General features: G+C 55.6%; 16 protein-coding genes. 8 read left to right on the top strand and 8 right to left on the bottom strand.

Features of this window, described 5'->3' with window-relative positions; translation table 11 throughout:
* Positions 1–107: 107 nt before the first annotated feature.
* Positions 108–2,519 (top strand): PAS domain-containing hybrid sensor histidine kinase/response regulator, encoded by a 2,412-nt coding sequence (locus JM93_RS16455; protein WP_145345646.1) that lies wholly within the window; start codon positions 108–110, stop codon positions 2,517–2,519.
* Between the two features lie 247 nt (positions 2,520–2,766).
* The gene (gene olsB, locus JM93_RS16450; RefSeq protein WP_208995232.1) at positions 2,767–3,708 is read left to right on the top strand and encodes a l-ornithine N(alpha)-acyltransferase; all 942 of its coding nucleotides are present in this window, start codon (positions 2,767–2,769) and stop codon (positions 3,706–3,708) included.
* Positions 3,709–3,732: 24 nt separating this feature from the next.
* Here the strand turns inward: olsB and JM93_RS16445 are convergent, their stop codons facing one another.
* Positions 3,733–4,041, bottom strand: a complete 309-nt coding sequence (locus JM93_RS16445; protein ID WP_145345644.1) for a DUF1330 domain-containing protein — start codon at positions 4,039–4,041, stop codon at positions 3,733–3,735.
* 179 nt (positions 4,042–4,220) lie between these two features.
* On the opposite strand from JM93_RS16445, the gene JM93_RS16440 reads away from it, so the two are divergent.
* Positions 4,221–6,440: a transglycosylase domain-containing protein gene (locus tag JM93_RS16440; RefSeq protein WP_145345642.1), complete on the top strand. Its 2,220-nt coding sequence runs from the start codon at positions 4,221–4,223 to the stop codon at positions 6,438–6,440.
* A gap of 196 nt (positions 6,441–6,636) precedes the next feature.
* Here the strand turns inward: JM93_RS16440 and JM93_RS16435 are convergent, their stop codons facing one another.
* The 6 genes from JM93_RS16435 to rph form a co-directional block, all read right to left on the bottom strand.
* Positions 6,637–7,374, bottom strand: coding sequence for a M48 family metallopeptidase (locus tag JM93_RS16435; protein ID WP_145345640.1), 738 nt, complete (start codon positions 7,372–7,374; stop codon positions 6,637–6,639).
* A 116-nt stretch (positions 7,375–7,490) separates the two neighbouring features.
* Positions 7,491–7,907: a DUF2852 domain-containing protein gene (locus JM93_RS16430; RefSeq protein ID WP_145345638.1), complete on the bottom strand. Its 417-nt coding sequence runs from the start codon at positions 7,905–7,907 to the stop codon at positions 7,491–7,493.
* Between the two features lie 163 nt (positions 7,908–8,070).
* Positions 8,071–9,627 carry a polyhydroxyalkanoate depolymerase gene (gene phaZ / locus JM93_RS16425; RefSeq protein ID WP_425280831.1) on the bottom strand — a complete coding sequence of 519 codons (1,557 nt, stop codon included), beginning with the start codon at positions 9,625–9,627 and terminating at the stop codon, positions 8,071–8,073.
* Between the two features lie 274 nt (positions 9,628–9,901).
* Positions 9,902–11,071 carry a radical SAM family heme chaperone HemW gene (hemW, locus tag JM93_RS16420; protein WP_145345634.1) on the bottom strand — a complete coding sequence of 390 codons (1,170 nt, stop codon included), beginning with the start codon at positions 11,069–11,071 and terminating at the stop codon, positions 9,902–9,904.
* Positions 11,071–11,709 carry an RdgB/HAM1 family non-canonical purine NTP pyrophosphatase gene (gene rdgB, locus JM93_RS16415; RefSeq protein WP_145345632.1) on the bottom strand — a complete coding sequence of 213 codons (639 nt, stop codon included), beginning with the start codon at positions 11,707–11,709 and terminating at the stop codon, positions 11,071–11,073. Before rdgB ends, hemW begins: the two co-directional genes overlap by 1 nt.
* An 11-nt stretch (positions 11,710–11,720) precedes the next feature.
* Positions 11,721–12,434, bottom strand: a complete 714-nt coding sequence (rph, locus tag JM93_RS16410; protein ID WP_145345830.1) for a ribonuclease PH — start codon at positions 12,432–12,434, stop codon at positions 11,721–11,723.
* Between the two features lie 179 nt (positions 12,435–12,613).
* Here rph and hrcA point away from each other — a divergent pair, with 179 nt between their 5' ends.
* Both hrcA and JM93_RS16400 read left to right on the top strand, forming a co-directional pair.
* Positions 12,614–13,669: a heat-inducible transcriptional repressor HrcA gene (gene hrcA, locus JM93_RS16405; RefSeq protein ID WP_244300866.1), complete on the top strand. Its 1,056-nt coding sequence runs from the start codon at positions 12,614–12,616 to the stop codon at positions 13,667–13,669.
* A 58-nt stretch (positions 13,670–13,727) separates the two neighbouring features.
* Positions 13,728–14,531, top strand: coding sequence for a HesA/MoeB/ThiF family protein (locus JM93_RS16400; protein WP_145345628.1), 804 nt, complete (start codon positions 13,728–13,730; stop codon positions 14,529–14,531).
* Positions 14,532–14,589: 58 nt separating this feature from the next.
* Here JM93_RS16400 and secB read toward each other — a convergent pair whose 3' ends face one another.
* The gene (secB, locus tag JM93_RS16395) at positions 14,590–15,087 is read right to left on the bottom strand and encodes a protein-export chaperone SecB (protein WP_145345626.1); all 498 of its coding nucleotides are present in this window, start codon (positions 15,085–15,087) and stop codon (positions 14,590–14,592) included.
* A gap of 177 nt (positions 15,088–15,264) precedes the next feature.
* On the opposite strand from secB, the gene JM93_RS16390 reads away from it, so the two are divergent.
* The 3 genes from JM93_RS16390 to JM93_RS16380 all read left to right on the top strand — a co-directional run bounded on the left by JM93_RS16390 (position 15,265) and on the right by JM93_RS16380 (position 19,194).
* The gene (locus JM93_RS16390; protein WP_145345624.1) at positions 15,265–16,623 is read left to right on the top strand and encodes an ActS/PrrB/RegB family redox-sensitive histidine kinase; all 1,359 of its coding nucleotides are present in this window, start codon (positions 15,265–15,267) and stop codon (positions 16,621–16,623) included.
* A 67-nt stretch (positions 16,624–16,690) separates the two neighbouring features.
* Positions 16,691–17,245 (top strand): ActR/PrrA/RegA family redox response regulator transcription factor, encoded by a 555-nt coding sequence (locus tag JM93_RS16385; RefSeq protein ID WP_145345622.1) that lies wholly within the window; start codon positions 16,691–16,693, stop codon positions 17,243–17,245.
* Positions 17,246–17,412: 167 nt separating this feature from the next.
* Positions 17,413–19,194, top strand: a complete 1,782-nt coding sequence (locus JM93_RS16380; RefSeq protein WP_170230704.1) for a VHL beta domain-containing protein — start codon at positions 17,413–17,415, stop codon at positions 19,192–19,194.
* Positions 19,195–19,285 lie beyond the last annotated feature (91 nt).

The raw sequence follows: 19,285 nt of genomic DNA, 5'->3' as shown, positions 1-19,285 counted from the left end.
GTAGCCTCGCGAACAACCATTGCTATTTTTAGCAATGAAACGCTTTTTCAAGCCTTGCTCTGCATATTGATGGAGAATCGGCCTCAACGGTGTTGCGTGAGAGAGTATTGGCCTTGGCACAAAAGAGCTTTGAAACAACGGTACATAGCTTTTCCGGACCGGATACGGATACATCCAAAGAGCATTCAGCCACCAAATCCGATTCGGATCTAGGACCGTCCGCAGAATCCGGGCATGAGCCCGATCATGAATACGGCGCCGCTCCCGTTCTACGGCGGGAAACCGATAAACCGGTTGATGCCCCTGGCAAATGGATACAGCACGCTGCACTGGCCGGTCTGGTCATCGCGTTTGTAGGCTCATTCTTTCTGATCAGTGGCAGCCAAACCATGCGGCTGGCCGCCCTTGGCCTTGCATTTTTCGCTGGCGGCCTTGCTGTTTGGCGTCTTCTGGCGGACGATCAGTTACGGCTCTCTCAGGCTCTGGTGGCCAAGGATGACAAGATCCGCCGGCTGATGGAACGATGCGAAGACCTGGAAGACCGCGCGTGGGAACTGCGCGAGTCCGATGAGCGCAACACCGGTATTCTGTCGAGCCTCGGCGACATCATTTTGCGCCGAGATCCGACTGGGACGCTCGTTTATGCAAATGCAGCAGCGCATGACGCCTTTGGGCCGGAACACAATCTCAAAATCGGGTCGGCGATCAACCTGCCGCTGATTGACCGTGCGGATCCAGCCGACGAAGCAGGCACCGAAAGCTTGGAAGCACATAAAAGATTTGGGTTCGGGGACGTGCAGCTGAACACTCCGCGTGGCCCACGCTGGTATTCGCGGATCGATGTAAGTGTGCGCGATGCTGTGACTGAGCAACCCATGGTCCAAACAGTCCTGCGGGACGTGACCGACCGGCGGATGATGGAAGAAGAGCTGTTGGCCGCTCGTCGCTCGGCGGAAAGCTCAAGCGAGGCAAAATCGCGTTTTCTGGCCACGGTCAGCCACGAAATACGCACGCCGCTGAACGGCATTCTCGGCATGACCGCGCTTTTGCGCGACACCCGGCTAACCAAGGAACAGTCGGCTTACATTGAGGCGCTGGAAACGTCCGGTGACACCTTGCTTCTGTTGATTGATGAGGTGCTAGACTTCTCAAAGGTCGAAGCAGGAAAACTCGACATTCAGGCCGTGCCGACCCGGCTGACCGGATTGACCGAAGGCGTTGTTGAACTCCTTGCGCCAAAGGCACATGCCAAAGATCTAGAAATCGGTACGCGTATCGATCCGCGGTTGCCTGAAATGGTGACCGTTGACGCGATCCGGGTGCGCCAGATCCTGTTCAACCTGACAGGAAATGGCGTGAAATTTACAGATGACGGCGGCGTCGCCATTGAAATAGATGGCCAGGCGAACGTGTCTGGCGGCACTGACCTCGTCTTTAAAGTCCGAGATACCGGCATTGGCTTTGACCCAGATGAGGCAAGCCGCCTGTTCATGGAGTTTGAACAAATCGACCACGGCCCGGCCCGGAAGTTTGGCGGAACAGGCCTTGGATTGGCGATCGCACAGCGCCTTGTTAGATTGATGGGCGGGACGATCGTCGCCGAACCCACCACCAATCAGGGTGCACAGTTCCGGGTCACGATACCCATTCCGGAAAAACTAACCGAGGTCCCGCACACACCTGCGTTTTCGGGAAAACGGATAGTGTTTGTCAGCGACAGCCGGATTGAATGTCCATTGCTGGCGGATCGGTTGAGACTTGACGGTGCTGGCGTGGACATTCGTATGCCGGGTGCTGATGATCTATCCGACCTGTTGTCCTTGGCGGATATCATTTTGGTCGACAACAGTGCCGTGTCCGACAGCGGCGGCTGGCTTGCCTCTGCCCGGCTCAGCGGAATTGATGCCCCGGCGATTGTGCTGATCGCGCCATCCGAGCGCGACCGTCTCGACCGGCTGCGCGAGGCCGGCTACTCTGCTTATCTGATCCGCCCTGTTCGCATGGAAACCCTGAACCGCGTGATTTCCGGTCTATTGGAAGCCAAGGACGGCGAAGCCGTTTGGGATGTGGCCGGCGAACACAATACGCCGGTATCGGGCGTGACAACTCGGCGGCTGGCGCCGGCCCGGCCCCTCAAGCTTCTCGTTGCCGAGGACAATGACATCAACCGGCTTCTGAGTGAGGCGCTCCTGCGAAAACTCGGCCACGAACCGACGGTTGTTGTCGATGGGGAGAAGGCTGTTGCTGCCGCAGCGGAACATGAGTTCGATGCGATTTTAATGGACCTGCACATGCCGGGCCTTGATGGGCTTGACGCAATTACGCAGATCCGAGCGCGAGAGGCCAAACAAGGGCGCGATCCAATCCCAGTCCTGATGGTTACTGCCGACGTAATGCAGGACGCGCGAGAGCGAGCCAAAGCAGCGGGAGCATCAGGCTATCTGACAAAACCGCTCACAGCGGACGCGATTCAGGAAGCACTGCAGGCACTATCCAGTTCGAAGATGCATTTTTCCTGAGGAGCGCGACCGAGACTTCCTTGCAGCCACAGTGTGTTCACCGCGGCTGCCATTGGTATTAATACCAGTATGCAAGGCGTCTTCTCAATGTCACGTATTTGTCGGAAAACTATGGTCTACGGCTGTGCGTGGCGGACTTCAAGATCTGACAATCCTTGTCACGGCAAACACAAAAAGGCACGATGGGCCAAATAGCGCGAGCGGATAACGTTCGTGATACAACAAAGCACATAGGGACCTGACATCGATGATGCGGTCGGGCATTTTTTCGCCGAGGAAACTGGTTCGAAAGTTTGCGCCGCTGGCGCGCCCACTCCCATACGCCGGCGTGGCACCAGCCGCCGCCGTGCGCAGAGAGACGCCCCTTCGTATCCAAGACAGCCTTGGAAGGATCGGTCCGCTTGAAGTGCGGTTGGCCCGCAATTTCAAAGAGGTCAAGAAAGCGCAGCGGCTACGCTATCAGGTCTTCTACGAGGAAATGTCGGCAATCGCAGATGCGCGAACCCTCGCCACACATCGCGACGTTGACCCGTTTGACGCGATTTGCGACCACATGCTGGTGATTGACCATTCGTCACTCAAACGGAACAAGCTAGGACGCCTAAAGCCCGAAATTGTCGGTACGTATCGGTTGCTCCGTCAAGAAATCGCTAACATGCATGACGGCTTTTACACGGCTGGCGAATATGACATCCAGCCGCTGATCGACGCTAATCCGGGAAAACGGTTTTTGGAACTCGGCCGGTCTTGCGTTTTGAAGCCTTATCGGAACAAGAAAACCGTTGAGCTGCTGTGGCACGGTGTTTGGTCCTACATACTCATGCACAACATCGATGTCATGTTGGGTTGTGCGTCCATTCCCGGCACCAATCCGGACGAGATGGCAACTCAGCTGTCATTTCTGCATGCTACAGCGCGCGCACCCGAAAATTGGCGGGTACGCGCATTGCCTGAACTGTTCGTTGATATGGACAGGATCCCGAACGATCAACTGAACGCCAAAGAAGCGCTCCGCGCTTTACCGCCTCTGATCAAGGGCTATCTTCGGTTAGGTGCGTTTGTAGGTGACGGCGCGGTGATTGATCATCAATTCGGCACGACGGATGTGTTGATCCTCATGCCGGTGTCAGAACTCAACTCACGTTATGTGAATTATTACGGGGCAGATGCGAGCCGCTACGCAAGCTGACGCTGAGCGGCCCGGCACCGGAGATCAATTACCAGGCTGTGGGCCTTCATAACCTTCAACGAGAATAATATCCGCCTCTGATGCTGGCAGCCGATGGGTGCGTGCGGCCTGATACTCCGGCGAATTGAAGCAGGCCAAGGCCGTTTCACTATCTTTGAACTCAATAACGACGTTCCGCGCACGCGCCTCGCCTTCAAACCGAGTTACGGTGCCGCCCCTTGCGAGAAATCGCGCGCCAAATTTTTCGAATGCAGCGGCCGCACCGTCAACATAGTTTTTGTAGGCATCAGGGTCCGTCACATCGACGCGCGCAATCCAATAAGCCTTTGGCATGTATGTTTTCCTTCTTACAAGCCTTTAATCCCGCGGTTTGGGACCACCATTATATCCACTGTTAGATGGTTCATTGCTATGGCGAAGTGACAAGCCTTAACGCCCCCTTAAATTGCCGCATTCTATCGTCAAGGCGGGTCGCCTACGGGGGCAGGTGTATTTTGGGATTTTGAGTACGCATGACGCGAAAGCCTCGGCGGCCAGCGCGTATTGAACCTCGTTTCGACGGGGAGAGCGCAAGCACACTTAACCTGCGGCCGACGCAGCAGGACAGACCAGGTGCGCCTAAATCTCCCAGCAAAAAGAAAAAAGTCACGCCCCGGAAAAAAGCGGCTGGCACTGCCAAGAAGGGGACAAAACGCCCGGTCCGCACTAGATCCGGATCTAAACGCCGCCAAGCAAAGCGGAAAAAACAGCGTAGAAACATCGGTGCGACGATTGCCAAACTCACCAAGAGGGCGGCGTATTGGGGCTGTGTGCTTGGCATATGGGGTGGCATATTCGCTGTTGGCGTCATCATCTATTATGCCGCCTATCTGCCGCCGACCTCGGAGTGGGAAGTTCCGGAGCGGCCACCAAATGTGAAAATCGTTTCCGCAAACGGGCAGTTGATTGCCAATCGGGGCGATACCGGTGGTGAGGCCGTCCGGCTTGAACAGTTGCCGCCCTACTTGCCCAATGCAGTTATTGCTATTGAGGACCGACGTTTCCGGTCCCATTTCGGCATCGATCCGCTCGGTCTGATACGCGCCATGTACGTGAATTTAACCGCCGGGACGTTGGTTCAAGGTGGCTCTACGCTGACGCAGCAGCTTGCGAAAAACCTGTTCCTGGAGCCAGACCGGACAATCAAGCGCAAGATGCAGGAAGTTGTTTTGGCCATATGGCTCGAAACGCACTATTCCAAAGATGAAATCTTGGAAATGTACCTGAATCGGGTCTATCTCGGAGCCGGCGCCTATGGCGTGGATGCGGCGGCGCGGCGCTACTACGGTAAATCAGCCAGATTGGTCACCATCGCCGAAGCAGCGACGATAGCGGGATTGCTCAAGGCGCCATCCCGCTACTCGCCAGCCCGCAACCCTGACTTAGCCGAAGAACGGGCGCAGCTTGTCTTGGCTGCAATGCATGAAGAAGACTATATCACGGACGCGGAGGCGAAAAATGCGCTCGCAGCACCGGCAAGAGTGGTCCGGCGCTACACGACAGCGAGCGACAATTATGCAGCCGACTGGGTGATGGACGTCCTGCCACGCTATATAGGCTCCCTCGATACCGATATTATTGTCGATACAACAATCGATCGGCACATGCAGAATGCTGCCGAAGCGGCGCTGCGGAAGACTTTACACGAACACAGCCACGAAAAACGGGTCAGGCAGGGTGCGATTGTTACCCTCGATACCGCAGGTGCCGTCAAGGCTCTGGTCGGCGGTGCGGACTATTCCAAAAGCCAGTTTAACAGGGCCGTCTACGCAAAGAGACAACCGGGATCGGCTTTCAAGCCGTTTGTCTATCTGGCCGCGATCGAAAACGGAATGAGCCCACAGACCATCCGCCAAGATCAGCCGATTAACATTGGCGGATGGTCGCCCAAGAACTACACCAAAGAACATTATGGCCCAGTGACGCTTCGCCAAGCGCTGGCGATGTCCCTGAATACGGTTGCAGCTCAAGTGACCTATGAAGTGGGTCCCAAAAAAGTGGCTCAGACCGCTAAACGGCTCGGAATTCAATCCAAGCTGACAACCAATCTGTCGCTTGCCCTGGGGACGTCTGAAGTAACGCCGCTTGAAATTGCAGGCGCCTATGTGCCGTTTTCAAACGGAGGATATGGCGTTATTCCGCACATCATTCGTAAAATCCGCACGGAAGACGGCAAAGTTCTGTATTCCCGAAAGGGCGAGGGGCCAGGGCGGGTCATATCCCGCACGTATGTTGGCAACATGAATGTGATGATGGCCGAAACACTGGCTACAGGGACGGGCCGCAAAGCCCAATTGGCCAGCGGCCGGAAAGCTGGCGGTAAAACCGGCACCAGCCAGGATTTCAGGGACGCTTGGTTCATCGGATATACGGCCAATCTGACGACAGCGGTATGGCTTGGAAATGATGACAACTCCCCAACCAAGCGCGCAACCGGCGGAACCTTGCCGGCCATTCTTTGGAAGGAAACGATGGAAGCTGCACATGCCAATCTGCCGGTCGCGGACCTTCCGGGTGTTCCAGATATTCCAGCCTCAGCTGCTGTGCCTAGAAGCCGAAACAATGCGGGTGCTGATAACAGCGGTTCGGGCCGTGGCCTTGTGCCACCGGCACCGATCGGGAATGGCCAAGATGAAGAGCGACGCGGTCCGTTGAACCTTCTGAGAGGGATTTTCGGCGGCGGAAACAGCTGATCGGTTGCTTTGCGCTTGGGGACCCACGATTGAGCCGTTAGGAATCCAGCGACTGTCGGCAAATCCGGGCGGCACGCCAACTGTGGTCACATCGTGGGCAGACAAGCTCGAATTGCCCTGACAAAGCACCGCATCGGTCCATAGCCGCAATCGGCCCTTCCTCGGATCATCGCGAATCGGAGGATATTAGAGTGTTCTATTGCCCGTAGCGGTGCAGATTTACCCCGTTGTCCCGGAGCCATTTGCGCGCCTCGGGTGTGTGCGGGGCAAGCCCGTTGCAAACCTTCCAAAACCGACTGGAATGGTTCATCTCCACAAGGTGGGCAACCTCATGCGCAGCCACATAGTCCAAAATCTCTGGCGGCGCCAATATCAACCGCCAGGAAAACGATAACCGGCCGGTGGACGAACAAGATCCCCATCTGCTGGAGGTATCCCGCACACTGATGCCAGTAAATGATTTGTTGATTTTAGCCGCATGAAACCGGCACCTTTCAGTCAGTTGCGCCTTCGCCTCCTGCCTAAGCCATGCCTGAACCTTTCTAGGAATGTGATCGTCCGAACCCGGCACCAGCAACTGCCATTGACCGGCTTCGAATGTGCGGTTTACGAGGCCACGCAGTTTTCCCAGAGGAATAATGATATGCTCTTCTCCCTGATAAGGGACCCGGTCACCGGGAAAAAGCGATACCATATCCGGGCGCTGGGAAAGCCGCTCGGACAACCACGCGGCATGCCGTCGGGCAAAGCTTTCAGCTTTCGCGAGAGACCCGCCTTTTGGCACGGTTAATACCGGTTCCGCCCGATCTGGCGGAATACGGAGCTGGTAGTTCTTTGCCCGGTTGTTGGCCTTGATGCGGATAACGAACTGCTCTGCCCCATGCTGGACCAAGATGTCCGGCGGCAGTTCCTTTTTACGCAATCGTTGAAGCATCTGAGGTTCGTATCCCATCCGAATCGTCGATCAGCAGAATACCCTGTGCCCATAAACGACGAAAGCGGCGCGTTTGACGGCGCCGCCTTCGGTCGAAAATTGCAGGGTGATCGACGTCAACCTGCTTGAGGGGAAGTGCCGCGGCCGCGGTTAGACATGAAGCGGTCGAATTCCTCTTGGTCGCGCGCGCGCCGGAGCTCATGCAGAAACTCATCAAATTCAGCACGCATGGTGTCCAGCTTGGCGCGTTCTTCCTCGAGCCGCTTTAACTCGCGGTCGCGGTAGTCATCAAAAGCTGCGTTTCCCGTGCGGCCATACGCGGTTCCCTTCGCCATTTGATCGACAGCTCCCTTTACCGGGCTGGAACGCCATTGGTCACGTGCGTCCCGAGCCATTGCGCTAAACCGGTCTCCCCAAAGGATATAGGCCAGCATTGCCAGTCCGAGCGGCCAGAACACAACAAATCCGAGGACCATCAATCCGATAGTCAGCGGGGTCCAGCCAGGTTTCAAGTTGCATGTGTTGGTCGTCATTGTCCTATCCATAACAATCATCCACGTAAATAAAGTGGGGAGTATTTCAGCTGTGTTCAAGTTTTCGAGACCAGAATTTGAAGTCTTGAGCTCCCGCAATTGAAATGAAAAACCCCCGGCAATCTGCCGGGGGCTCCCCAATATTCTGAATTTATTTTGAATTCTAAGACACTGTTTCTGAGAGTGATTTTGCCTGCTCGATCCATTTATCCCGCTCCATTCGGCCACGGAAATCAAGCTTGCTGTCCAATGCTTCGATTTGCTGGTCCGTCAAACCAGCGATTTGCCAGTAATGAAAAATCCCGGCTTCGTTTAGAGCGGCCTCTAGCTTCGGACCAACTCCGGAAATCGCTTTTAAATCATCGGCCACGCCCCGGGGACTGGCCAATAAGATTTCTTCGAGGGCATCCGCGCTTTTGCGCTCTGGCTGAACCGCTACCGATGGCGTCTTGCTTGCCACCTCGGCGGCCCGCGGCTGAGTTTTAGCGCCCGGAGCTGCGGCTGATTTCGGCCTGTCGATTTTACGGGCCGCGCTTGGGTTCGACCGCATGAAGTCGAGTACCCGCGGTGCAATTTCGGCGCGCCAGCGCGATCCGTTGAAGACGCCGTAGTGCCCGACACTTGGCTGCTCGTAGTGCACCTTCATGTCATCCGGGAGACTGGTGCACAAATCATGGGCAGCGCGTGTTTGCCCCCGCCCAGTGATGTCGTCCTTTTCGCCCTCGACAGTCAAAAGCGCTGTCCGCCGGATCCTGGAGCAATCCACCGGCGTGTCGCCATGCATCATCGTGCCCATGGGCAAAGAATGTTCAATGAAAACAGTCTCAACCGTTTGAAGATAGAACTCTGCAGTGAGGTCCATGACCGCAAGATATTCGTCATAAAACTCGCGGTGTTTTTCGGCGTTGTCGCCGTCGCCCTCAACCAGATGCTGGAAGAACTCGCGATGCGCCGTCACGTGCCGGTCCAGATTCATACTCATAAAACCGGACAGTTGTAAGAAGCCTGGATAGACATTCCGCATGAAACCGGGATGCGGAAACGGCACCTGCATGATGACATTGCGCTTGAACCAATCAATGCCCTTGCGCATGGCGAGGTCGTTGACCGCCGTCGGGGCAACCCGCGTATCGATTGGGCCACCCATCAGCGTCATCGTGGCAGGCACATAAGGATCATCACGCCCCTCCATAACTGCTACTGCCGCCAACACCGGCACAGAAGGCTGGCATACACCCAGAATATGCGTGTCCGGCCCGAGGAAATGCAGCATCGAGATGAGGTAATCAATGTAGTCGTCAAGATCGAACTTGCCGTCTGCAAGCGGAACCATCCGGGCGTCGATCCAGTCGGTGATGTAGACCTCGGCTTTCGGGAGCAGGGTCTCCACGGTGCCGCGCAGAAGAGTCGCGTAATGGCCGGACATCGGTGCAACGATCAGCACTTTTGGATCGTTCTTACCCTTATTCGTTGCGCGTTCGAAATGGATGAGATCGCAAAACGGCCGACTCCAGACGATGTTCTCGCGAACAGGAACCTTCACGCCACTAACGGTGGTTTCCGGTATCCCAAACTCGGGTTTGCCGTATCGGCGTGTCATTCGCTCAAGGACTTCACAGCCAGCGGCAATCGACTTGCCAACCTCAGTGTGTGTCCATGGATTAAGCGGGTTTTGAAAGTACAGGCGCGTCATGTCTGCCGCAGCCCTCAGCGGGCCCATGGCGGCATGGTTCATTTCGTAAAGATGATAATATGGCAAACGTGTCTCCTTACGAACCGGCTCTTGGCCAAACATACTTTTTATTTTGCATCGCAACAGAATAGGACAAAGATGACCAGCGCCGCAATACAGCTAATTTCTAACAATGCTGCGGTTTTTTGAGCCTTGCGGGAGACGATGAGCTCACTGCCCCAACGTTAAATTAGCGAAGGGCGATTAATTTTATGCGAAATATCAAAATGATACCGTGTGGCGCTGGAGCACTTATTTTTGGTCAGGCGGCAAGATCGGCAACGACGGCATCAAGAACAAAAAAGCCGTTTCGCGTTGCCCGGATCCTGTTTTCCCCGAGTTCTTCGACCATCTTCTCGTCCAAAAGCGCCTTCAAACGCTTCGGCTCCACCTCCCTGCAGGCCAGCTTCTCATAACGGGAGAGGTCTATGCCCTCTTGCAGGCGCAGTCCCATCAACAAGAATTCATCGCCTTGTTCTTCTTCGGTCAGGCCAGCGTTTTCTATCAAGCCGTGGCGGTGTGTCTCGACATTTTGAAGCCAGGTTTCCGGATGTTTTTCCGTAGCAGTTGCGAGCTTTGACGCGCCTACGCTAATCCGGCCGTGCGCACCTGGTCCGACGCCGACATAATCGCCATAGCGCCAATAAACGAGATTGTGCTGGCATTCTGCCGCCGGTTTGGCGTGGTTGGACACCTCATAGGCTGGCATACCGTGGTCGGACGTAATCTCTTGGGTCAACGCATAAAAATCGGCGCCCAACTCCGGTTCGGGAACGACGAGTTTCCCGGCCTTGTGAAGCGAGAAAAACGGCGTCCCTTCTTCAATCGTCAATTGATATAGCGATAGGTGATCCGCAGCCAGCGCTATGGCCTCCTGCAGCTCGGACTGCCACGCTCCCAGTGTCTGGTTTGGCCGGGCATAAATCAGGTCAAAAGACAACCGTGGGAATGTTTCGCGGGCCGTTTCAATCGCTTTTCTGGCCGCAGCCGCATCATGCAGGCGGCCGAGCAACCTCAAATCGTGATCGTTCAAGGATTGAACACCCAAGGAAACGCGGTTTACGCCGGCCGCGCGATATCCCTTGAACCGGTCTGCCTCAACGCTCGAAGGGTTGGCTTCAAGCGAAACTTCGACCGTGTTGTCGACAGTCCAAAGCGCGGCGATCTTGTCCAGGATACGCCCAACTGTTGCCGGCTCCATCAAGGACGGCGTCCCACCGCCAAGGAATATCGAGTTGACCCGCTTGGTGCATGTGAGCTCCGCAAAATATTCAAGCTCGGTCTCGAATGCGCTTGCAAATCGATCCTGGTCGACAGGTTGGTGACGGACATGCGAGTTGAAATCGCAATACGGGCATTTGGCCGCGCAGAACGGCCAATGCACATAGATCCCAAAACCACCCTCCGGTGTATCTCCAGCGCCCGCTTGCATCAGTTCTCCAAACAGGCCTTCGAGAACAGTTCAAATGCCCGTGCCCGATGTGACAGAGCCGGAGTGTCTGCCGACCAGCCGTGCTTTTCCTCGGAGGTCATTTCGCCAAAAGTTCTGTCATACCCGTCAGGCTGGAAAACCGGGTCGTATCCGAATCCCTTGTCACCACGCGGCGGCCAGACCACCTGCCCATGAACTTCGCCGCGGAACATCTCCGTGTGGCCGTCAGGCCAGGCAAGGCACAGAACAGCCACGAAATATCCGCGCCTGTCAGCGCCGGCGACGGCTGGGATAGCCTCCAGCTTTTCTTCGATCGTCCGCATGGCCATGGCAAAATCTTTTTCAGGTCCTGCCCAGCGCGCAGAATAGATCCCGGGCTGACCATCCAGTCCTTCCACGCAAAAGCCGCTATCGTCAGCCAAGGAAGGCAAACCGGACGCTTTTGCCGCTGCTACAGCCTTCAGTTCGGCGTTTGCCTCGAACGTCAGCCCGGTTTCTTCCGGTTCGGCAAGATTTTGGTCAGCGGCGGAGGTAACCTCGAAGCCATAAGGCTCCAAAAGTTCATTGATCTCCCGGATTTTCCCGTTGTTGTGGCTGGCAACAACAAGCTTGCCCGGCATCAGTTTGCGCTGGCTCATGGATATGTCCCTTAGAGGATGGCCATTTTTTGTAGGTCTACGAGCCGGGTAATCCCTTTTTTAGCAAGGCCTGTAAGCTGCCCAAACTCGGCTTCTGAGAACGGGACGCCTTCTGCGGTACCTTGTATCTCTACGATACCGCCCGATCCGGTCATAACAAAGTTTGCGTCGGTTTCGGCCGTGCTATCCTCGGCATAGTCGAGATCGAGTACCGGTGTGCCTTCATAAATTCCGCAAGAAATGGCGGCGATATGGTCTTTGAGAACGCCATCCTTGACCATGTCACGCGCCTTCATCCACTCAATACAGTCGAAAAGAGCGACCCAGGCACCAGTTATCCCTGCGGTACGGGTGCCGCCGTCCGCCTGAATAACATCACAATCGACGGTGATTTGAACTTCTCCGAGAGCCTGGAGATCGACAACAGCGCGCAACGACCGGCCGATAAGCCGCTGGATCTCCTGCGTACGCCCGGATTGCTTGCCCGCACTTGCTTCACGACGCATCCGATCACCTGTTGCCCTCGGCAGCATGCCATATTCAGCCGTCACCCAGCCGCGTTGCTGGCCGCGAAGCCAGGGCGGAACGCGCTCTTCAAGACTGGCCGTACAAAGGACGTGGGTGTCGCCAAACTTGATCAGGCAAGAACCCTCAGCATGTTTGGAGACATTCCGTTCTATGGTAACAGCGCGCAGTTCATCTTGTGCGCGTTTTGACGGACGCATCATCTAACCCTTATCCTCTTCAGAGTTCGGCACTACTTGTTGCCGCGCCTTGTAGCGCTGGAACCGGAAGCACGTAAAGGCCTGCTTGCTTCTTGGGGTAAATTTGCGCCTATATCATCAAGAGAACAACCGAATCCCGCAAAAAGGCCGCAGAGCCCTTCCGGCTGATGAAATGGAGTATGGCGGTGAGTCTGAGCGACCTCGATAAACGATCTCGCGAAATTTTCCGTTCAATCGTAGAGACTTATCTCGAAACCGGCGAACCTGTCGGATCGCGAAACGTCTCGCGCAGCCTCAACATGTCACTTTCGCCGGCATCAGTCCGGAATGTCATGGCGGATCTTGAGCATATGGGCCTGCTGCATGCGCCGCATACCAGTGCCGGACGTTTGCCGACCGAAATTGGACTACGGTTTTTTGTAGATGCCCTCCTGGAAGTCGGAGATCTGTCACAAGACGAAAGGCGGCAGATTGACGTTCAGGTAAAAGCGTCACAACGGGCAAACTCCAGCGAGCAGGTTCTTACAGAAGCTAGTCAGCTGCTGTCCGGCCTTTCCATGGGCGCGGGCGTGGTTCTCACGCACAAATCCGATATGCGCTTGAAGCACATTGAATTCGTTCGCATTGAGCCATTGAAAGCACTGGCTGTGTTGGTTGGCGAAGACGGATCGGTCGAAAACCGGGTCCTGGATCTCCCGGCCGGCCTACCTTCTTCGGCGCTTGTTGAAGCTTCGAACTATTTGAATGCGCAGCTTCAGGGGCGCACACTTGCTGAACTCAGACGTGAATTGGAGAAGGTTCGCGATGCGGACCAGGCAGAACTCGACGAATTGAGCAGAAAGGTCGTCGATGCAGGACTAGCCATCTGGGCAGGCGACAACCAAAAAGATCCCGGCACTTTGATCGTTCGCGGCAGGTCGAACTTGCTGACCGACCTGGAAGCTGCGGAAGATTTGGAGCGCATCCGGTTGTTATTCGATGACCTTGAGACAAAGCGCGATCTCATTCAACTGCTCGGTCTGGCCGAAAGTGGAGATGGTGTCCGGATATTTATCGGATCGGAAAACAATCTGTTTTCGTTGTCTGGATCCTCACTGGTTGTGTCGCCATACCGCGACAGCAACCAGCGAATTGTTGGCGTACTAGGCGTCATTGGTCCGACCCGGCTGAACTACGCTCGCGTCATCCCGATGGTCGATTATACGGCACGGCTCGTGAGCCGCATCCTAAAGTGAGCCGCGACGGCCAAACGGTCTGATAAAACACGATCTGCAACAGGAGCCTGGAACGACCATGCTTTCTCCCGCTGAACTGGAGCGTTATGCTCGCCACATCGTTATGAAAGACATTGGCGGGGCAGGCCAGCAGAAACTCAAAAACGCAAAGGTTCTGGTCCTTGGCGCAGGCGGTTTGGGCGCGCCGGTTCTCCAGTACCTTGCAGCGGCCGGCGTTGGAACACTTGGAATTGTCGATGACGATACCGTTTCGCTGTCAAATCTTCAGCGACAAGTGATCCATGACACCGGGCAGCTCGGAGAGCCTAAAGTTGCGAGCGCGGCCGAGGCTATCGTCAGGTTGAACCCAAACATTTCGGTCAAACCTTATCCTCAGAGGCTGGCCGGCCACAACGTGATGTCCTTGGTCTCCAACTACGATCTCATCGTTGACGGATCCGACAACTTCACGACACGCTATCTCGTATCGGATGCATGCTTTTTTGCGAAGAAGCCCCTGATCACGGCAGCTGTTGGACAGTTTGACGGGACGATCACCACACTTAAGCCGCACGAAAATAATGCGGACGGTCAGCCGAACCCAACCTACAGATGTCTGTTTCCTGACCAGCCGCAGGATGGCCTGCTTCCCACCTGCGCGGAAGCCGGAGTGCTTGGAGCTTTGACCGGAATTCTCGGCGCCATGCAGGCAATGGAAGTGATCAAGGAAATCACAGGTACGGGACAAGGGCTCGTGGGGCGGCTGATGATCTTCGATGCACGCGCGTTTAGGATGGAGACGATACGCTATCGCCGGTCGCCCGCCAATCCGCTCAATGGAGACAAGCCCAAGAGCTGGACCGAAATGTTGGAAGCGGCCTAATGGAAAAAACCGCGGCCGGTCCGGACCGCGGTTCAATCTCAAACCTGACCCAAATAGGTCAGTTCGGCATCGGCTTTGCGCCTTCCGTTGCAGCTTGCTGCTGCATGTTCTGGCGATAGAGGTTGGCGAAATCGATCGGGTCCAGCAGCAGAGGCGGGAAACCACCATTGCGGGTAGCTTCAGCCAGAATGTTGCGCGCGAACGGGAAAATCATGCGCGGGCACTCAATCATCACAAATGGATGCATGTGCTCCTTTGGCACGCCCGTGATTTTGAACAAGCCCGCATACACCAGTTCCACATTGAACATAACCATGTCCGGCCGTTCAGCTTTGGAAGTCAGTGTCAAAATGACTTCGAATTGGTCTTCACCAATTTGTTGAGCACCAACATTGACGTTGATGTCTAACTTCGGCTGCTCGCCCTGTTGCAGGGACCGCGGCGCATTCGGGTTTTCAAATGACAGATCCTTGATGTATTGGCCAAGGATATGCATGCCCGGAGCTGCACCGGCTTCTGCCTCCGGCGCTGCAGCGCCATCATTCGTGTCGGTCATCGTGTCTCATTCCGTATTGCGGTTCGAACGGGATAGATGAAGTCTAGTCAGACTCTTCCTCCAGCCGGCGGCCCGCGACTACCACACGGCTTTCTTGCCGCGTGGCTAACACTTCACTTGGTCTGGCACAAGACCAACCAACTTGCCAACGATGATAAACAGCCCCAGAAAGTCGTCATGCCTGATCACCTTGCAGCAAATGTCGCTTTCCCGCACCGCAGATTGAAGCTGGACACCCTTGTCCGCTTACGCTGGCTCGCCGTAGGCGGCCAGACCGCTGCTTTGCTGGTTGTCCACATAGGTCTCGGCTATCCGCTGCCGGCCGGGATTGCATTCTCGCTGGTCGCGTTTTCCGCCTGGCTAAATGTGTTTTTAAAAATCCATTCGCCCTCTTCTTTACGACTGTCTGAATACGCCGCGACGCTGCAACTGGCATACGACATCCTGCAAATGAGCGGTTTGCTGTTCCTGACCGGCGGACTGGGGAATCCCTTTGCGTTCCTCCTGATGGCACCAGTCATGGTATCTGCCACAGCACTGTCGGCACACTATACAGTCGTTCTTGGGATCCTCGCGACACTATGCGCCAGCGTTCTGGCCGTGTTCCACTATCCGCTGCCGTGGCCCGGTGACGCCGTATTTTCTCTGCCGCCAGTATATTCGGTCGGGATTTGGATTGCCCTCGTATCAACCCTTGGCTTCATGGCGATATATGCCTTTCGTGTGGCAGAGGAGGCTCGCCAGCTGGCAGATGCCTTGGCCGCCACAGAACTCGTATTGGCAAGGGAACAGCATCTTAACGCTTTGGACGGGCTTGCAACTGCCGCAGCACATGAACTGGGTACGCCGCTTGCAACAATTTATCTTGTGGCAAAAGAACTGTCTGACGAGTTCGAAGATACAGATCCGCGTTCTGAGGACATAGCTCTCATACGATCGCAGGCGGAGCGGTGCAGAAGCATATTGAAGCAGCTTGCGTCCTTGTCGAGTGACGACGACCGGACCTTTCAACGAATGCCGGTCTCACAATTGCTGGAGGATGTGGTGGCGCCGCATCGCGGTTTTGGGATTGATCTGAAAATATCGGCCAGCGGTTCCGGAGATGAGCCCGTGGGTTCCCGAAATGCAGCCATTCGCTACGGCCTTGGGAACCTTATCGAAAATGCTGTCGATTTCGCGAAAGAGACCGTTGACGTATCGGCGGCATGGGATGAGGAAACCGTTGCTATTACTATTCGCGACGACGGACATGGGTTTGCCCCGGAAGTTCTGGCGAAAATTGGAGACCCTTATGTTTCCGTTCGCAACCGACGCTCCAACAATAGAGAAGAAAACAGCGGGCTTGGACTTGGTTTCTTTATCGCCAAAACGCTTTTGGAGCGCACAGGTGCAAAACTCTATCTTGAGAACCGGCCCCCGCCCAAACAGGGCGCTCTTATACGCGTCACTTGGCAACGCTCTACCTTGGAGACGCTTAGCTCTATGGACGCTCAGTCCTTTCCACTCCATAAGAGTGAGAGGAAAATTGACGCCTGAGTTGTTTGCGCCAATGAACTGAATCGCATGTATCCGCGTAAGACGGAGCATGGAAAGGACATTGAAGATGACTGCCCTGACAACGCAAGACCACACCGCCGAGAAGAGTCTCTTGATCGTTGACGACGACAAACCGTTTCAGCAGCGTTTGGCGCGTGCTATGGAAAAACGCGGGTTTGAAACGGAAACCGCCGATGGCCTGCGCGAGGCAGTCGCAAAACTCGCCACGAGGGCGCCAGCATTCGCAATTGTCGATATGCGTTTGGAGGACGGCAACGGTCTCGATGTGATCGAAGCACTTCACCAGCGGCGGCCGGATGCGCGTGCAATTATCTTGACCGGGTACGGCAACATCGCGACCGCAGTGACGGCAGTCAAACTTGGTGCAATCGACTATCTGGCGAAACCAGCTGATCCGGATGACATCATTGCAGCGTTGGAGCGCAAGCCTGAAGAAAAAGCAGAGCCACCGGAAAATCCAATGTCTGCCGACCGCGTCCGCTGGGAACATATTCAAAGGGTATATGAACTGTGCGATCGCAATGTTTCAGAAACAGCGCGTAGATTGAATATGCATCGCCGGACTTTGCAGCGGATCTTGGCGAAACGAGCTCCCCGCTGAGGAACCAAAGGCGCCGGGTCAGATGAAGCTTGCCCTGCAACCGCCATTTTGACTAAGTAATCCGCAAAAGATCGCCGAAGCGCATGTCAATCTGGAGAGCATCTATGCGGGCCCGCCCCGGTTCAACGAATTTGTGTAAGGCCAACATTTGGAAGTATGGAGTTGGCTTGGCCACCGCTCTCCTTATAGGTGGTTCCGGCGGGCCTTCGGCATTTGGTCAAACGGCACCTGAGAACCTTCGGATCGACTTGGAGCCGGCCAAACCGGGCGTCCGTTCAATTCTGATCGATAAAAAATACAAACCGATTATCAGCCGGGACGAAAATGGTGTCGTAATCGACACAATTGGAAGCGGTTCCGGGCTGCCAAGTTGCTCTGTTGCCCTTGAAATTACGCTTGAAAACAGCCGGGTTCTCCACCGCAATGCAAACATTTGCTCCGGAAACAGGCTGCTTGTGGAAGTGGATAGCGATTCAAAGCCAGGTGCTACCGCACGTGTCGTAGGCGATGGAGCAATTGCAACGCCTGCACAAACGGAAGCAGACCGATCCAGTCCAGAAATCATTGCCGAACCTTCCAACGAGACGCTAACAACACCCTCGGACAACAGTGGTGCGGCAGCGCTTCCACCGTCTGACAGTTCCAGCACCGCAGCGCCCGAGCAACAGGACACACTGTTGAAACCTCTTGAATCTGCAGGTGACCCCCTTCAACCGCCATCTGATTTTTCGGCAATCGTAAACGAAAGCTTATCTCGGCAGGATGGAACCTCGGGAAGTCGAACAGCGCGACGTGACATTCTGGTTCAGCCTTCGAATGACCGGGTCTGGGAATCGCAGACCGGGAACACGCCCGGGGTTCTTTCTAAACTGAGCCACACAGTGCCACAAACCAGCGACGCGGATTTCACGGCCGTGTGCCAAACTCAGACCGGATCGGCAACAATCGTGTTCAGCCAGACCGGTCCGTCCGTTCAAGAAGGAGTGACACTACCGGTCAGAGTGTCAGCCGGAGACTTCTCCGCGACATACAGTGCGATTGGTTCGTCCACCAACAATCAGTACGGCCAATCTTTCCCGCAAGTGGCTTTGCCAATGAGCGATCCAATTTGGGAAGCCCTCATTCGCCAGACCGAACTTTCGGTTTCGGTCCAGGGGTTACCACCTTATGTCGTCTCGCTTTCCGGAAGCGCGGCGCCTGTCCGTCTGTTTCAGGCAGCCTGTGCTGAAGCGCAACAAATTGTTTCCGCTGACGGATTACCGCTGTCGGGGACTGAGCCGGGCGCCGACCGACTGTGCTCCGAACTTGGATCAATCCGCTCCCAGCAAGGCACGCGCCCCGGTCAGATCGTTTTCCGGAACATGGGGCAAACCCCCGTTGAAGTCCATTGGATTGACTACAACGGGGGAGAGCGGCCCTACGCGCGCTTGCAACCAGGCCAAATCCTGGAGCAGGAGACCTACGTGTCGCATGCCTGGCTCGTGCGGGGCTCAAACGGGCAGTGCCGCGGCATTTACGTGAGCCGCACACCTTACCGCGAAGTTGTTTTGACGGGAGTGACGCCATCCGTTGTCCCGAACACAGGAATAGGCGGGTTCGCCCAACCAGGCGGGCCCTTCGATCAGCCATCCAGTGTTGCCGGCCCTCGGCCACCCGCAGATATTGGCGGAGGTTTTGGGCAACCCCAACCACTGAGTGGCCCTCAAAGTGCTGCCGGGCAGGTTGCAGACTATCTTTGTACGGCCGGGGTGGACCTGAATGTCCAGTTTTCACCAGATGGAAATACAGCAACCGTCGCAGAGATGGGTTTCGGCGTCGTTACACTCGCACGGCAAGGCGGAGCCAACACATTCAACTATGCAGGGCAAGGCTACGCTTTGCGCGGTCAAATACAAAACGCAACTTGGTCTAGGCCTGGACGCCGTGACGTTTTTTGCGCAAGGCGTTGACCGATAAAGCCTTTCGATCACAATTTCCGCTAGGGAATTGTAAGCCTCTGAAAAAATTATTGTTTCGATACCTCAGCTCCCGGCAAGCTTA

The organism is Roseibium hamelinense (genome assembly GCF_007830545.1).
GTDB classification, from domain to species: Bacteria; Pseudomonadota; Alphaproteobacteria; order Rhizobiales; family Stappiaceae; genus Roseibium; species Roseibium hamelinense.
The sequence above is the reverse complement of the archived record's forward strand: the minus strand, read 5'-3'. Positions and strand labels throughout refer to the sequence as shown.

Coding starts and splice junctions, on each gene's coding strand:
- olsB (WP_208995232.1), top strand. CDS start 2,767: ATGATGCGGTCGGGCATTTTTTCGCCGAGGAAACTGGTTCGAAAGTTT.
- JM93_RS16445 (WP_145345644.1), bottom strand. CDS start 4,041: ATGCCAAAGGCTTATTGGATTGCGCGCGTCGATGTGACGGACCCTGAT.
- JM93_RS16440 (WP_145345642.1), top strand. CDS start 4,221: ATGACGCGAAAGCCTCGGCGGCCAGCGCGTATTGAACCTCGTTTCGAC.
- JM93_RS16435 (WP_145345640.1), bottom strand. CDS start 7,374: ATGCTTCAACGATTGCGTAAAAAGGAACTGCCGCCGGACATCTTGGTC.
- JM93_RS16430 (WP_145345638.1), bottom strand. CDS start 7,907: ATGACGACCAACACATGCAACTTGAAACCTGGCTGGACCCCGCTGACT.
- phaZ (WP_425280831.1), bottom strand. CDS start 9,627: ATGGGCCCGCTGAGGGCTGCGGCAGACATGACGCGCCTGTACTTTCAA.
- hemW (WP_145345634.1), bottom strand. CDS start 11,071: ATGCAAGCGGGCGCTGGAGATACACCGGAGGGTGGTTTTGGGATCTAT.
- rdgB (WP_145345632.1), bottom strand. CDS start 11,709: ATGAGCCAGCGCAAACTGATGCCGGGCAAGCTTGTTGTTGCCAGCCAC.
- rph (WP_145345830.1), bottom strand. CDS start 12,434: ATGCGTCCGTCAAAACGCGCACAAGATGAACTGCGCGCTGTTACCATA.
- hrcA (WP_244300866.1), top strand. CDS start 12,614: ATGGCGGTGAGTCTGAGCGACCTCGATAAACGATCTCGCGAAATTTTC.
- JM93_RS16400 (WP_145345628.1), top strand. CDS start 13,728: ATGCTTTCTCCCGCTGAACTGGAGCGTTATGCTCGCCACATCGTTATG.
- secB (WP_145345626.1), bottom strand. CDS start 15,087: ATGACCGACACGAATGATGGCGCTGCAGCGCCGGAGGCAGAAGCCGGT.
- JM93_RS16390 (WP_145345624.1), top strand. CDS start 15,265: ATGCCTGATCACCTTGCAGCAAATGTCGCTTTCCCGCACCGCAGATTG.
- JM93_RS16385 (WP_145345622.1), top strand. CDS start 16,691: ATGACTGCCCTGACAACGCAAGACCACACCGCCGAGAAGAGTCTCTTG.